This is a genomic window from Streptomyces sp. NPDC031365 (assembly GCF_055569765.1).
This window is the reverse complement of sequence record NZ_JBVIIM010000007.1, coordinates 1-13,041: the sequence shown is the minus strand read 5'-3', so window position 1 is coordinate 13,041 and position 13,041 is coordinate 1. Positions and strand designations below refer to the sequence as shown.

The window sequence follows — 13,041 nt, the reverse complement described above, 5'->3', positions numbered from 1 at the left end:
TTCCTGTCCTCACCGGCACGGCCGGCGCCGCGGCGGGGTGCCGAGCGTGGCACCCCGCTACGGCGCTGCTTGGGCTCACTGCAGAGGCGACTTCTTCTCCGTGTTCTTCTTCGTGCGGGTGCTGCAGGTCCGCGCCGGGCCGTTCGGCCGGACCGGGACCGCCTTGTCCAGGGCGGCCTGGGTGTCCGGCGGAATGATGATCCCGCGCTCCCGCTCGGTGGCGCTGATGGGGTCGACGCGCAGTCCGTGACGCTTCATGGTATTGACCTTTCTTCGGTGTCGTGGACGGGGTGGTGCGAGCCGGTCCGCCCGCTGGTGCGGCGGTCGGCGGTTCTGGGGGAGGCGCGCAGCGTGTCGTCGGCGTAGCGCACCATGGCGGCCCAGGCGGCGGCGTGTCCGGCTGGGTCACGGCCCACGTCGTGTCCGCCGCCGAGCCACCGGACGCGATGCGGGACGTCGCGGCGCCGCAGCGCGGCGAGATAGCGCTCGATCTGTTCCGGAGGGCACTTCTCGTCGTCCGCCGAGGCGGCGAGGAAGAGCGGGCCGCGTACGCGGCCCACATAGGTCATCGGGCAGGCCGCGCGATAGCGGTGTGGCACCTGCTCGGGGGTGCCGCCGAAGAGGCGGTCGTCGACCTCCCGCAGCGCCGGCGTCGTCGCCCGGTACGCCGCCGTGTAGTCGGCCACCGGGGCGACGGCCAGCCCCACGTCCCACAGCCGGGGCTGGACGCCCATCGCCAGCAGCGTCAGATAGCCGCCCCAGGAGTAACCGCACAGGCCGGTACGGCCCGGCTTTGAGACTCCCGCGTCGATGAGGTGGCCGCGTACCGCGGCGAGGTCCTCGAGCTGGGCGAGGCCGACCCGGTGGCCGAAGTCGTCCCGCCAGCGGGGGCCGTAGCCCGTCGAGCCGCGGTAGTTGGTGCGCACCACGGCGAATCCGGCCCGCACCAGGGTCTCGGTCCGGGCGTCATAGGCGTCCCGGTCGTGGGTGTGGGGCCCGCCGTGGACGAGGAAGACCGTCGGCCAGGGGCGGTGGCCCGCCCTGCGGCCGGGCGGGGTGGCCACAAAGCTGTGGATCTGCCCGTACGGCCGATGTGTCCACAGCTCGCGGCGCCTGGATCCGGTCGTTCCGCCGGGCGCCGTGCCGCGTGACGCCGTCGTGGAGTGGCCGGAGCGGCCGGAGCGGCCGGGACGTTCCGGGGGTTCCGGGGGTTCCGCACTTTCCGGGCTCTCCGGGGGGCAGATCAGTGGCCGGGGCGGTTCGCCGTCGCGGCTCCACAGGCAGTGGACCGTGCGGTCGGGTGCGCAGGAGAAGTCGATGATCGTGCCCTCGGGCGTGGGAAGCACCGTCGTCGTACCGCGGTCGAGGTCGGCGCGGAGCAGGCGGCTGCGTCCCGCCCGGTCCTGCTGGACCAGCGCCGTGCGGCCGGGCCCATACCAGCAGGCGGTGATCTCCGTATCGAAGTCGAGGGCGGAGCCGGGACCGTGCGTACGGATCCCCTCGCCCTGCCGCCAGAAGGCCAGGGTGTAGCGGCCCGCGCGTTCGAGGACGAGCAGCAGTTCCGGCCGTGCGGTGGTGAGGTCCGGGCGGAAGCCCAGCGCCCACACCGCGCCGCCGTCCCCCGCTGCGCCGGGGACGGCGTCCACGAGGACGCCGGAGGCCGGTGACCACAGCCGGACCGCGGCCGGTCCGGCCGGGCACCGCGCGGTGGCCAGCAGCCGGCCGCCGGGGGCCAGGCCCACCACTGCCGCATAGCCGGGCTCCTCGGCCACCAGGCGGGCGCGCTCGCCCGGTCGGCCGAGGTAGTACCGCGAGCGGTCCGCGACCCCGACGCCGACGGCGGCGAGGCCGCTGCGGGGGTCGAAGGCCAGGCCGTGCATCCGCCCGGCGGGTACGCCGTCGAGCGCCGGGCGCGGGTGCCCGCCCTCGAACGGCCCGCGCAGCCAGCGGCCTTGACCGCCGGGAGCGGCGTCGAACCACCACAGGCCGTGGCCGTCCGGCTCGATGGCGGCGGTCTCCACACCCAGCGGTGCGGTGGTCGCCTGACGGCGCTGACCCGTCGTCAGATCCCAGGCCACGATCTGCGGGAGACCGTCCACATACCGGGTCTCGACCGCTCGCCGTCCGTCGCGGGCGGCGAAGGACGGGACGTGCACCGCCGTTCCGATACCGCCGCTCATCGCCGTCCCTCCCTTCGTTGGTGTCCGCCTCCGCTGCCGGTGGCCTTGGCTGTGGTGGGCTCCGACGGCCATCACACTGCCGGACGGGCGGGCTGCGTGGCAGGGAAGAAAACGCAGCGGCACCGACAGTGAGCTACTGCCGGTCCTCCCCTGGCACCGGACGGTGGGCGGGCGACAGGGTGCGGGGGCGACCACATGGCCCGGACCACCGAGGAGAAAGGGGCGACCCGATGACGATCGCGGCGACCCGGCCCGGCGCAGCCCCCGTCCCACCAGGCGGAGCGCCGAACGGCACAGCGGGTGGCAGGCCGAGCCGTGCACTGACGGCGGTCTATGTCGCGGGCGCGGTGACGGCGTTGGGCACCCAGATGACCATGCTCGCGCTGCCCTGGCTGGTGCTGGAGACCACCGGCTCGGCCACCCGGGCGGGCCTGGTCTTCGCGGCCCAGGTGCTGCCCATGGCGCTGCTCGGCTTCGCGGGCGGAGAGGTCATCCAGCGCCTGGGCGCCCGCCGGACCATGGTCGTCTCCGATCTCGCCCGCGCTCCGGTGGTGGCGCTGATCCCGCTGCTGCAGACCCTGGGCGCGCTCAATCTGGCCGTCCTCGTGGCGATCGTCGCGGTGCTCGGGGCGCTGGCCGTTCCGTACCACGCGGCACAGCGGGTGCTGGCGATGGAACTGCTGAGCCCGCACGCCCGCTCTCTGGCCCGCGCCAACAGCGCGCTGGAAGGTGTGCAGAACGGCTCGGCGTTCGCCGGACCGGCGCTCGCGGGCGCGCTGATCCCGCTGGTGGGGACCACATCGGTGGTGTGGCTGGACGCGGCCACGTTCGCCTTCTCCGGGTTGCTGCTGCTGCGCCGCGTCCCGGTAGGGGGTGGCGGGGCCGGAGGGTCCGCGGCCGGGCCCCGCGGCCTGTGGGCGGGGGTGCGGCATCTGTGCGGCGACTGGTTCCTGAGCCGGGCGATGCTGTCCACCGTGGTGTTCGGGCTGATGCTGCGGACCCTGATGCTCACCATGCCGGTGCTGGCGTTCGCCCGGTTCGAGGGGGACGCCAGGGTCGGCGGCCTGCTGATCGCCGCCCTGGGCGCCGGTGGCCTGGTGGGCTCGGTGGCCGCCTACGTGCTGGCGGCACAAGTCGCCCCCGTACGACTCGCCTGTACGGCCCTGGTCTGCGTCGCTCTGCCCCTGTGGACGCTCCTGGTGCCCGTGCCGGCCAGCGTGCTCGTCGTCGCCGTCGGCCTGTCATCGGCCGCCGCGCCCCTGGCGAACGCGCCGCTGATGGGCCTGCTCTCCGCCCGGCTGCCGGACGGCTTCGGGCCCAAGGTGTTGCAGGCCGTGGTCACGATCAGCACCCTGGCCGGGCCGCTGGGCTTCCTGGCCGCGGGCGCCGTGCTGGACCGGGCCGGTGTCGCGGCGACCCTGTGGGGCGTTGCCGCGCTCGCGACGTTCGGCAGCGGCAATCTGATCCTGGCCCTGCGCCGCCTCCAGGCCACCGGGGACCCGGACTGACCTGGTCTTCCGAGAAGACCCCGGTGGACGAGGGTCACGCGGCGGCGGAGTTCACCGGCGGGACGCCGCCAACCGGCCACCCCAGCGCCACTACGGCATCCGGTGCGCGGACCTGGACCGCAGCGGCCCGTGTGACGAACAACGTGGACACCCTCGCGACAGCACTCTATGCGGCGACCGACGTCATGCTGAAGGAGCGTCCCGACCTGGTGCCGTGGTGCCCGCCGGTCGGTATCACGCCCCGCCTGAGCGATGCCGAACTGGTCACCCTCGCCTCGATGCAGGCCATACTCGGCTACTACCTGCAGCCCTCCGGGCAGGTCGCGGCGAAACCGTACAAGCTGCTGCGCCAGGCGCTGTCCCGGTCGGCGAAGGTCGCCGTCGCCAAGTCGGCCGGGAGCGGCCGGGAGCGGCTGGGCCTGCTGAGGGTCCGCGACGACGTGATCGTCCTGCACGCAATGCGCTGGCCGGACGAGATCCGCGACCCCACCGAGCTGCTGCCGCCACCGGTGGAACTGAGCGACGACGAGATCGACGGCGCGCTGGCGCTGATGGACACCATGACCCGCGAGGACCTCGAGGGCGAGGAGTTCCGCGACACCTACACCGAAGCCGTTCAGGAGATCATCGAGGCGAAACGGGAGCACCGCGAGCTGCCCGCGGCGCCGGAGCCGGCCGAACCGGACCGCGTCGTGGACCTGATGGCCGCCCTGCAGGAGTCCGTGCAGAAGGCCAAGGCCTCACGCGGCGAGGACGCCGAGGTCCACGATCTGCCGAAGGCCAAGAAGGCCGCGAAGAAGACGACTGCGAAGAAGCAGCCGACCGCCCGCACGAGGTCGGCCACGAAGACGTCCAGCCGCAATCCGCGCCGCAGCGCGTAGGGCTGGCTGCGTGGGTGAGAACGGAGAATGTGTGGACGAGTTGCCGGAGCAGTCGCTTGTCACTGATGCCCGGAATGTTGATAAGCGGTGGAAACACCTGTCCGGCGTGTTGGCGATGGCCGATGGCCGATCGCCGATGGAGCTTGCCAGACCTGTGATCGCTAGGAGGGCGTCGTCTCTCAGCATCCGCCCGACGGCGAGGTGGCGGCGCCGTTCAGGCAGCGGTCGAGGAGTGCGTGCATGCGGGGAACGGGGAGAGACGGGTTGGCCGCGGCGCCCTCTGCGGTGCGCGAGTCAGTGAGGAGGGCCTCGAGGGCTTCCGGCGTCAAGCTCGGGTTGGCGGCGGCCGCCCGGCGTACCGACTCGTCGGGGTCTTCCACCGGGGGTTCGGCCAGGGTGGGGTCGGCTGCGGCCAGGGCCCGTACGTCGGGATCCGGGTGGTCGATGAGGTGGGCCCGGCCGGTGCGGGGGAACGCGGGCAGGGTCAGCAGGTGCGGACGGTGCGCCGGGCGGGTGACGAAGACGTCCAGGAGGAGGTGGGGCGGAGCCAGGGGGTGGTGGCAGGCCAGCAGGATCCGTACCTCCTCGTCGTCGTCCTGTGCGAGTGTCGCGGCGAGTTCCGCGGGCAGGCCGGGGAAGCGCGCCGCGACCCGGCGGAGCACCGGTTCCTCGGATGCTGCGCAGGCGGCGAACCAGTCGGGCGACGGCTCGCCGGTCGGCTCGGTGATCGGGCAGGTGCAGTCCGGGCCATGCCCGATGACCCTGTCGATTGCCCAGTACTCGGCCCAGGTGCGGGGGAAGGGGTGGAGGCTTGCGCGCATCCGCACGTCCTCGTCCGGGTCCTCCCCCAGCTCCGCCACCAGGTCCGGTCCCAGGTCGGGCCGGGCGGCGACCAACTCGCGGATTTCCGCCTCTGGGCGGCGGGCGAGCCGGGCGACGGCGTCGGCCGGGATGTGGGGATTCCAGGTCAGGGAGTGCACTGTGCCTTCCGCGAAGCACTGCTCGACGAGCGCGGGGGACAGGGCACACCTGCCGAACACGAAAGGCTTGCCGCGGGAGCCGTAGGACGGCAGCCTGGCCTCCACCCGTTCGGGATCCAGCACCCAGCTGTGCTCCTGCGCCGCCTTCCGTACCGCGGGGTCGGGGTCGTCGAGCAGGGCCTCCCGCTGCGCGGCGGTGAGCGACTGCCACTCCCAGGTGGCGCGTTCACGGAGCTGGGGGTTCTCGTGCCCGGCCATGGAGCGGTGGAAGGACAGAGGGATCTGCTGGGAGGAAATGAGCTCCCCGACGATCTCGTTCGCGGTGAGCGTGCCGTCTTCACCCCCGTCCCGGGCGGTCAGGAGGGTGACGAGGATGTCGTCCGGCAGTGGTCGGACCCATCGCGGGCGGAGATGGGCAGGGCTGCCGCCGGCGAGCCACCCGCGGACGATCCCCGACGGGTCCGTCGCCAAGGGGGCGAGTCGTGCGGGGTCGATGTGCCGGTTCAGCGCGAGCGCGCGGCGGATCACTCTGTCCGGGTGGTTCAGGGCCGCGTCGATGACGGCGTCGGGCATGTCACGACCCGCGCACATCAGCAGGCCGGCCTCACCGGCCGCTGAATCCACCAGGCGTATCAGAACGTCGGAGGGCGCCGCCGGATTGAAGGCGATACCGCGCAGCCACGGTTCGTGCAGAGAGTCGGACACCGCGTCATCCTGCCACCTCGCCTCCTGAACCGGGCCGCCCGGCGGCTACCTCGTCGGCGCTTACCGGCGTCCCCGTCTGCGGGGCTTTGGACCACGTGGCACGGCCTTGCTCATCAAGCGCACGCTGACCGTACGCGGCACACCGCCAGGCCCCGTATCCACCCCCGCCGTGGTCGTGGCTCTGCGTCCCGCGATCCCCCGAGCAGGGACGCAGAGCCGCTCCAGACCGACCGTCGCCCTGCGATGGACCCTGGGGAACAACCGGGGACCGGGCGTGGTCAGGGGGACGTAGTGGTGAAGGGGACAGTGTCCCCCCCGGGCCTCAGTCTTTGAGGGAAGGCGTAGCCGTGCCGCCTTCAATCGTGGGCCCGACGGGAAGGAGGGGGGTATGGACGATTTCGAGGTGGACCAAGTGGTCCAGCGGGCGCTGGACCGGCTGACTCTGTTGGCGGAGACCACCACCGCCATGACCAGCACGCTCGATTCCTACGCTGCGGTTGATCGGGTTTGCCGCATACTGGTGCCCCAGCTGGCCGACTGGTGCGCGGTCGACCTCCTCGACGACGACGGCCGCCCCCGCCGGGTCAGTGTCGTCCACCGCGATCCCCGCATACTGCCGGTCGGCGGCCTGACCGGCCTGCTGCCCGCCGTCCCGGAAAATCCAGTGGGTCCGCTCTCACGCGCGCTCATCGGTGCCGGCCCCCTGCTGCTGACCGCAGCCGACATTCCCAGCCCCGACAAGGCTGCCGACCCGCTGCACGCCCGTCAGCTCGAGGTGTTCGACCAACTCGGCACCCAGACCGCCGTGGTCGCCCCCGTACGCGCCCGCCGTCAGGTCCTCGGTGCGCTGACCATCGGCCGCTCCGCCGACCGGGCCCCTCTCACAGAGGACGACCTCGCCATGGTGGAGGACCTGACCCACCGCATCGCTCTCGGCGTGGACAACGCCCGGCTCCACCGCGAGACCCAGCACATCGCCGAACGCCTCCAGCGCTCGCTGCTGCCCACCCTGCCGCAGACCGGCCCGCTACGGCTGGCCGCACGGTACGCGCCCGCCGCCACCACCGCCGAGGTCGGCGGCGACTGGTACGACAGCTTCCTCCTGCCCAACGGCAGCACCACCATGATTATCGGGGACGTCACCGGTCATGACTTGCGCGCCGCGATCACCATGAGCCAGCTGCGCAACATGCTCCGCGGCATCGGCTGCGACCGACAAGAACCTCCCGGGCAGATCCTGAGCCGCCTCGACCTCGCTCACCAGTCCCTCTATCCACACGCCACGGCCACCTGCCTGTACACCTTCCTCGACGAGGACGACAGCGGAGACTGGACGATCACCTACTCGAGCGCCGGACACCTGCCGCCCCTGCTGGTCACCCACGAGGGCGACACCCGCTACCTCGAAGGCGGCCGCGGTCTCCTCCTCGGTGTCGACCCCACCTGTTCGCGCCGTCACGCCACCGAAACCCTGCCCGCCCGCTCCACCGTGCTGATGTACACCGACGGGCTCATCGAACGACGCGGCGAGGATCTCAGTCACGGCATGACCCGCCTACGACAGCACGCCGCCGCCCTTGCCCGCGAAGACCTCGACATGTTCTGCGACGAAATCCTCGCTGGCATGGCCACCGACCACACCGACGACATCGCCCTCCTCGTCGCACGAACCCCCAACCGGTCACAACGACCCAGGCGAACCCATGACCAGGAAAAGGGCCGCTGACGGGGTCCACGGCTGGTCAGCCGATCACCGACCAAGCCCTCCCTCCGCCTGACACCCCGAGTCCGACGGAAGTCCGACGTAGGCTCAGGCACGTGACTGGTGCACGATGAAGTCGGCCGTGATCCAGTGGCCCGTATGGTCCGCGGGCCCCTGTTCGACGGCTCGGTGACGGGTCTGCGGTCAGGACAGTGGGGGCAGTTCTCCGTTGGAGGCACCGTCACTCTCGAAGACAAGTGACTCTCTGATTGCGCGGAAGATGGAACGCCGCTCAACCAGTTGTGCACCCGGCACCTCGGCCAAGGGCTCGGGACGGTGCCCGAAGGCGGCCGGGGGCGAGGACAGCCCGAGCGCCGCGAATGCCTCGGCGAGGTGATGACGCGGATCATCGGTGCCGCGCAGGACCGCGGTGAGGGCCCGGTGGTCCGCCGCCCCGTACGCCGCCGCTATCGCAGTCGCCCGCTTCGCCGCTTCTTCCTGCGTCGGCATTTCGGCCGGGTCGGCCCACCAGGCGTGGGCGACCACCAGACGGCCATCGCGGTACAGGTGGAGCGTGTAGTCCGCGCCCTCCTTTACCGCCACCAGGACCGGCCACTTTTCGCCCCGGCTGAACGTACCCGGCCAGTCGCGGCAGCCCTCCTCTCGCCGGGCAGGGTCTGGCGCATGCCCTTGCGGCGACCCGGCGACCCGGCGACCCGGCGGATCCGCCGAGGACGCGAGCTCGACGAACGTGCCGCCTCCGCGGGCCGGAGCGAGTCGCATAGTCGTGCCGGTGAGCAGGACCGCCGTGCGGATGTCCCGCAGCGGCGCGCCGGGGAGCGCGACAGCCATGGACACAGGAGCAGTTGCGGCGTCCCCTGTGGTCGCCGCACCGGACGGGCTGGTGGCGGCCGGTGCCGGGCCGGAGCCGCCGAAGTACGGCGTCCGGCGCGTGACACCGACCCGGACGCCCTGGCGCATCAGAAGGAAGATCTCCCTCGGATCGCCCAGATACGCCCAAGGGAATGCGCGGGCGTCGGTGCCGATGAGACGGAAGACCTCCAAGGCCTCGGCTTCACGCCCGGAGCGGATCAGCGCGAGCGCGAGGTGGTTGCGGAAGCCCGCTGCGCGTCGGTCGTCCGCCTCAAACCCGGCGGACAGCGAAAGGTCCGCCTCGACAAGCTGCTCGATCCGGGACCAGGCGACCGGCCCCTTCCCGATCCCCGCCTCGTGCTCCAGCGCGTACTCGGTGACCGCGTGCAGGGGCAGTCCTCGCAGGGGTGATCCCTCAAGGGCCTGCAGCGGCGGCCGACTCAGCGAACTCGAACATCTCCGCGTGCGAGCCGTACCACTTCTGCGCCAGGTACTGCACCGCCCGGGCGTGCAGGCCCACATGGTGCGGGTCGGCTTCGCGCCCCCGATCCAGGTACTCGTCGAACACCGCGCGGGGAACACTGACGCCCATGGCGTGGGCGATGAGGATCCGCCAGGGGACTGGGTCGCCGGGGTTGAGGTCGGCGGCCGTCCGCAGGACCGGTTCGGCGTCGCGCAGCACCGCGTGAAACGCTTGGAACTGCTCCCGCGTCACATGGCGGGCGCGCGCGGCACTACGTATCTCCCAGGCACGGTCGATCTCCAGTTCAGCCGCCACCAGGGCAAGATCGGGGTCCTCGGGCCGCTCCTGCTGCCAGGCCTCGAGCCATCCAATGTGGTGCAACGCGAGTTCGGCCAGGCCGGCGCTGTATTGGCCCCGCCGATCCCAGTTCCGGGCGGTGCGCGTCCGGGCCATCAGTTCCGCCGCCGGCTCCCACAGCCGCGTGTGGACGATCGCGAAATCCCCCAGGCGGAAGTTCACGTAATTCCCCAGCCACTGAGTGAGCTGACGGTAAGGCAGATCGTGAGCTGTTTCCAGCCTCAGCTCGAGCAGGTCAGATGCAGGGTGAGGACCGTACCCGCAGCAACCGCTTCAAGCGCTGAACACTTCGCGAAGAACCCGCGGCAGGCGGTCGCGAGCTGGCAGGTCGGCAACGGCAACGACGAAAGGCGGATCAGCGCGCCGGCTCAGACGTGCCTCGCGCCTGGTCGCGGCTGGCGACCACCAGGTATCCATCGTTCTCGGGATCGAAGGTGGTGGACTGCACCGTGAGCCCGACGCTCCGCAACTGCGCCACGAGGTCCTCGTACCGGTAGGGCCAGATGGACAACCGCTCCGAGCAGGCTCGCACTGCCCCATCCGGCTCGATCTGGGCGACCACGATCTCGAGGAAGTGTTCCTGCTCCCAGCGCTGCTCGATCTGCCAGTAGTAGCTGACGACCGCATCGCGGTCGTTGCGGCGGATGAGTCGATCACGGACGTCTACCCGTGAGCCGGCGGAGCGCACGAGCTCCCAGTTGCGTGAGTGGAGCACAAGGCGTCCGCCCGGATTCAGCAGCCGCGACATCGCTTCCAGTGCGGTCAGGCGCCCGGCTGCGCCCTCGGCGTGCCCGAGCGAGTTGCCGACGCAGAACACCAGATCGAACGTGGAGTCCTCCAGGTGGTCGGGCAGCTCGTCCCAGCTCGCGCGGAGGGCTCGAAGCGAGACACCCTGCTCGTCGGCGGCCTTCTCGGTCCGGCGAACCATCCCATCACTGGCGTCTGCGGCGACCACGTCAAGGCCAAGACTCGCGAGACCGACGGCGAGCTGGCCGGTTCCACACGCGCAGTCGAGGACGCGCGCGTTGGGCGGCAGAGAGCCCACGACATCGCTGTAGTAAACCGCGGCTGCCTTGGCGGGGGTCAACCTGTCGTCCCCGATCAGCCACTCGTATACGTCGGAAAGCGCCCCATAACCAGCCACCGCGATAACCTCCATCACTCGACGATACGCGGACTAGGCCGTGTTTTAGAAGTCGCTGACCTGCCTGGTTGGCTGTCCGGGGAAGTCGCGGGCGGCCATCCAGATGGTGAGGTCGCGGGCGATGTCGTTGATGCTGGTTGCCGTGGTGACCTCGTGCTCGTCGCGGGTGGTGTCACGGCGGACGATCTCGTAGCCGCCTTCGTCCACGACGGCCACGGAGGCGAACCAGACGGGGTCGTCCTCGTCGGGCTGGACGACGACGAAGGTGTTGTCGGAGTCGTTGAGGTCGCTGATCATCATGAACAGCGCGTCTTCGGAGGGGTCGTCGATGCGGTCGCCGTTCTCGCTGTCGGCGCCGTAGTACTGAGCCGCCATCGTTGCCTTCCCCTCGCTGTCGACCCGAGTCGCGGTCAGCATGGCACGCGGATCCGACGGCTCAGGCCGGTCACAGCCATTCGCCGATCGCGGCGATCAGGACGGTGGCTTCGAAGCGGACGGCGAGTTTGTCGAACCGGGTGGCGACCGCCCGGTTGCGCTTGAGCCGGTTGATCCCGCACTCGACCGCGTGCCGGGCCTTGTAGTCCTCGCGGTCGAAGGCAGGAGGCCGCCCGCCGGCCTTCCCGCGCCGTTTGCGGTGGGCGGCCTGGTCGGCAGGCTCCGGGATGGTGCAGCGGATGCCGCGCTTTCGCAGGTAGGCCCGGTTGGCGCGGGAGGAGTACGCCTTGTCGCCCCGCACTCGAAGCGGGCGGACACGGGGCCGGCCAGGTCCGGTGCGGGGCACCCGGATGCCTTCCAGGACGGCTGAAAACTGAGGACTGTCACCGCGCTGACCTGCGGTGACCAGCAGAGAAAGCGGCTGCTGGCCTTGCTCGCAGGCCAGGTGGATCTTGGTGGTGAAGCCTCCCCGGGACCGGCCCAGGCCGTGGTCGTCGGGCTCGGTGCGGGTTCCGCCCGGCGGTTCGTTCTGAGCCTGGCCGTCGCGGCGGGCGCCTGCGGCGTGCTGATGGGCCCGGCAGATCGTGGAGTCGACGTTGACCTCCCACGTGATCAGCCCGGCCGCGTCCGCCCGGACCTGCAGCCGGGTCAGCAGTTCAGGCCAGGTGCCGTCACGCTGCCAGCGGCGGAAGAGTCCGTAGACCGTCTGCCACGGCCCGTACTCCGACGGCAGGTCCCGCCACGGAGCACCGGTCCGCACCCGCCACCGGATTCCGTCGATCAGCTTCAGCCTGCCCAAAGACGGCCGCCCCAGCACCGCGACCGGCAACAGCGGCTTCAGCACAGCCCACTGATCGTCAGAAAGATCCCCTCGTCCCACACCGAGATCATCGCGATGCGGGACGAGACGCAGAGCCAACTTTCAAAACACGACCTAGCCGTGTGGTCAGCGGACTCGGGTGACCTCGATGGGCGCATCGGGACAGGTGTCGAGGATCGTGGAGATAGCCGTCTGTTCGGCGGGGTCGACGGCGAGGCTCCACCTGGTCTTGATGGCGACCCAGTCGGTTGCGTAGGTGCAGCGGTACCCGGTGGCCGGGGGCTGCCAGGTGGTGGGGTCCTGGTCGGCCTTGGACCGGTTGCTGGCTGCGGACACCGCGATCAGCGCGCGGGCATCGTCGAGGTCGTTGGCATACGCCTGGCGTTCGGCGCTGGTCCAGGCAGAGGCGCCGGAGTCCCATGCTTCGGCAAGCGGGACCAGGTGGTCGATGTCGAGGGGACGGGCCTGGCTGAAGTAGGAGTCGTCGTACGGCGAATACCAAGAGCCTCAGCCCGTTGGACCTCCCCGCCGAAGGCGCCGGCCTGCAGGAGCGGCCAGGATTCGTTGATCTTCCGAGCGATATCCGGGGCGAGGCCGACGTCGTCGTACCCCCACCAGCCCTCCAGCAGGAAGTCGCCGGACCACGGGTTCGCGTGGAACTCGTGCTCGCTGTCCATGGCAATCAGGGAGGCGAGGAACTCGAACCGGTGGAAGCCGCCTGATAGGCGCCGGAAGGCACCGCCCGCTGCGCCCAGAACCGCGCCCGCCTCGTACGGGCCCTCTACACGCGGCTGGACCGCCTCACCGAACCCGCCCCGGCCACCACGTAGTTCGGCAGGGGGAGGGCCCCAAGATCGCAGGACCTACATGCACACCAGTGCGATGCCGCAGCTCAGAACCCTCTCTGTCAGCCTTGGGTGAGACGTCCCGCTCTGCGGGGTTAGCCTGAGAGGGCACGACAGGAGAACCGCCCCATATGCCAAGCACTGAGCC

At 71.1% G+C, this 13,041-nt stretch carries 12 protein-coding genes and 2 pseudogenes; 5 read left to right on the top strand and 9 right to left on the bottom strand.

The window, feature by feature from the left end; all coding sequences use genetic code 11:
* Positions 1-75: 75 nt before the first annotated feature.
* Together ACZ5C2_RS13160 and ACZ5C2_RS13155 are read right to left on the bottom strand one after the other, a co-directional pair.
* Positions 76-258, bottom strand: coding sequence for a hypothetical protein (locus tag ACZ5C2_RS13160; protein ID WP_468789595.1), 183 nt, complete (start codon positions 256-258; stop codon positions 76-78).
* Positions 255-2,180, bottom strand: coding sequence for a prolyl oligopeptidase family serine peptidase (locus tag ACZ5C2_RS13155; protein WP_468789593.1), 1,926 nt, complete (start codon positions 2,178-2,180; stop codon positions 255-257). Before ACZ5C2_RS13155 ends, ACZ5C2_RS13160 begins: the two co-directional genes overlap by 4 nt.
* A 230-nt stretch (positions 2,181-2,410) precedes the next feature.
* Between ACZ5C2_RS13155 and ACZ5C2_RS13150 the strand changes: the two genes are divergently transcribed.
* Both ACZ5C2_RS13150 and ACZ5C2_RS13145 read left to right on the top strand, forming a co-directional pair.
* Positions 2,411-3,688, top strand: coding sequence for an MFS transporter (locus ACZ5C2_RS13150; RefSeq protein ID WP_468789591.1), 1,278 nt, complete (start codon positions 2,411-2,413; stop codon positions 3,686-3,688).
* Between the two features lie 23 nt (positions 3,689-3,711).
* A complete protein-coding gene (locus ACZ5C2_RS13145) occupies positions 3,712-4,569 on the top strand; it encodes a Ku protein (protein WP_468789589.1) in 858 nt (285 codons plus the stop codon).
* A gap of 179 nt (positions 4,570-4,748) precedes the next feature.
* Here the strand turns inward: ACZ5C2_RS13145 and ACZ5C2_RS13140 are convergent, their stop codons facing one another.
* Complete coding sequence (locus ACZ5C2_RS13140; protein WP_468789587.1) at positions 4,749-6,254, bottom strand: hypothetical protein; 1,506 nt, start codon at positions 6,252-6,254, stop codon at positions 4,749-4,751.
* A gap of 388 nt (positions 6,255-6,642) precedes the next feature.
* Here ACZ5C2_RS13140 and ACZ5C2_RS13135 point away from each other — a divergent pair, with 388 nt between their 5' ends.
* Positions 6,643-7,980: a PP2C family protein-serine/threonine phosphatase gene (locus ACZ5C2_RS13135; RefSeq protein ID WP_468789585.1), complete on the top strand. Its 1,338-nt coding sequence runs from the start codon at positions 6,643-6,645 to the stop codon at positions 7,978-7,980.
* A gap of 180 nt (positions 7,981-8,160) precedes the next feature.
* Here the strand turns inward: ACZ5C2_RS13135 and ACZ5C2_RS13130 are convergent, their stop codons facing one another.
* The 6 genes and pseudogenes from ACZ5C2_RS13130 to ACZ5C2_RS13105 all read right to left on the bottom strand — a co-directional run.
* On the bottom strand, positions 8,161-9,021 hold the full coding sequence (locus ACZ5C2_RS13130) for a hypothetical protein (protein ID WP_468789584.1): 861 nt from the start codon (positions 9,019-9,021) through the stop codon (positions 8,161-8,163).
* Between the two features lie 223 nt (positions 9,022-9,244).
* The gene (locus tag ACZ5C2_RS13125) at positions 9,245-9,811 is read right to left on the bottom strand and encodes a hypothetical protein (RefSeq protein WP_468789582.1); all 567 of its coding nucleotides are present in this window, start codon (positions 9,809-9,811) and stop codon (positions 9,245-9,247) included.
* A gap of 193 nt (positions 9,812-10,004) precedes the next feature.
* A complete protein-coding gene (locus tag ACZ5C2_RS13120) occupies positions 10,005-10,808 on the bottom strand; it encodes a class I SAM-dependent methyltransferase (RefSeq protein ID WP_468789580.1) in 804 nt (267 codons plus the stop codon).
* A gap of 30 nt (positions 10,809-10,838) precedes the next feature.
* Positions 10,839-11,210, bottom strand: coding sequence for a hypothetical protein (locus ACZ5C2_RS13115; RefSeq protein WP_468789578.1), 372 nt, complete (start codon positions 11,208-11,210; stop codon positions 10,839-10,841).
* A 28-nt stretch (positions 11,211-11,238) separates the two neighbouring features.
* On the bottom strand, positions 11,239-12,108 hold the full coding sequence (locus ACZ5C2_RS13110) for an IS5 family transposase (RefSeq protein ID WP_468789576.1): 870 nt from the start codon (positions 12,106-12,108) through the stop codon (positions 11,239-11,241).
* Between the two features lie 66 nt (positions 12,109-12,174).
* Positions 12,175-12,519 (bottom strand): annotated as a pseudogene (locus ACZ5C2_RS13105) (HNH endonuclease family protein); the annotation flags it as partial.
* Positions 12,520-12,563: 44 nt separating this feature from the next.
* Here ACZ5C2_RS13105 and ACZ5C2_RS13100 point away from each other — a divergent pair.
* Positions 12,564-12,770, top strand: coding sequence for a hypothetical protein (locus tag ACZ5C2_RS13100; protein ID WP_457464437.1), 207 nt, complete (start codon positions 12,564-12,566; stop codon positions 12,768-12,770).
* 9 nt (positions 12,771-12,779) lie between these two features.
* Positions 12,780-12,878 (top strand): annotated as a pseudogene (locus ACZ5C2_RS13095) (restriction endonuclease); the annotation flags it as partial.
* Positions 12,879-13,041: the final 163 nt, after the last annotated feature.

What these genes read in the sequence shown, in the direction of transcription:
- ACZ5C2_RS13160 (WP_468789595.1), bottom strand. Translation starts at nt 258, where the DNA reads ATGAAGCGTCACGGACTGCGCGTCGACCCCATCAGCGCCACCGAGCGG.
- ACZ5C2_RS13155 (WP_468789593.1), bottom strand. Translation starts at nt 2,180, where the DNA reads ATGAGCGGCGGTATCGGAACGGCGGTGCACGTCCCGTCCTTCGCCGCC.
- ACZ5C2_RS13150 (WP_468789591.1), top strand. Translation starts at nt 2,411, where the DNA reads ATGACGATCGCGGCGACCCGGCCCGGCGCAGCCCCCGTCCCACCAGGC.
- ACZ5C2_RS13135 (WP_468789585.1), top strand. Translation starts at nt 6,643, where the DNA reads ATGGACGATTTCGAGGTGGACCAAGTGGTCCAGCGGGCGCTGGACCGG.
- ACZ5C2_RS13120 (WP_468789580.1), bottom strand. Translation starts at nt 10,808, where the DNA reads ATGGAGGTTATCGCGGTGGCTGGTTATGGGGCGCTTTCCGACGTATAC.
- ACZ5C2_RS13115 (WP_468789578.1), bottom strand. Translation starts at nt 11,210, where the DNA reads ATGCTGACCGCGACTCGGGTCGACAGCGAGGGGAAGGCAACGATGGCG.